General features: G+C 67.6%; 1 protein-coding gene. It reads right to left on the bottom strand.

Translation table 11 applies throughout. The features are described from left to right. Positions 1 to 12: 12 nt before the first annotated feature. Positions 13 to 299, bottom strand: a 287-nt coding sequence (locus EN845_RS34720) for an NAD(P)-dependent oxidoreductase (RefSeq protein WP_281041060.1), incomplete at its 5' end; no start/stop codon positions are given.

Raw genomic sequence — 299 nt, 5'->3', positions numbered from 1 at the left:
GGCGGGGAAGCGTCAGTCCGCCGGAAAGCGCCGCCGGTAATGCTCGATGACGTCCGCATTGCGCAGATTGACCGGCAGCTTGCCGGCGAGCACCAGCAGCGCCTCGCCGGCAGCGCCGGTGCCCATGCGCATCATCGATTCCTCGGTGATGCCGGCCATATGCGGGGTGACGATGACGTTGTCGAAGCCGAAATAGGGATGGTTCGGCGGCAGCGGCTGGGTCGCGAAGACGTCGAGCGCCGCACCCCCGATGCGGCCCTTTCGCAGGGCTTCGATCAGCGCCTCGTCGTCGACCACAG

The organism is Mesorhizobium sp. M8A.F.Ca.ET.202.01.1.1, assembly GCF_004791595.1.
Lineage (GTDB): Bacteria > Pseudomonadota > Alphaproteobacteria > Rhizobiales > Rhizobiaceae > Mesorhizobium.
The sequence above is the reverse complement of the archived record's forward strand: the minus strand, read 5'-3'. Positions and strand labels throughout refer to the sequence as shown.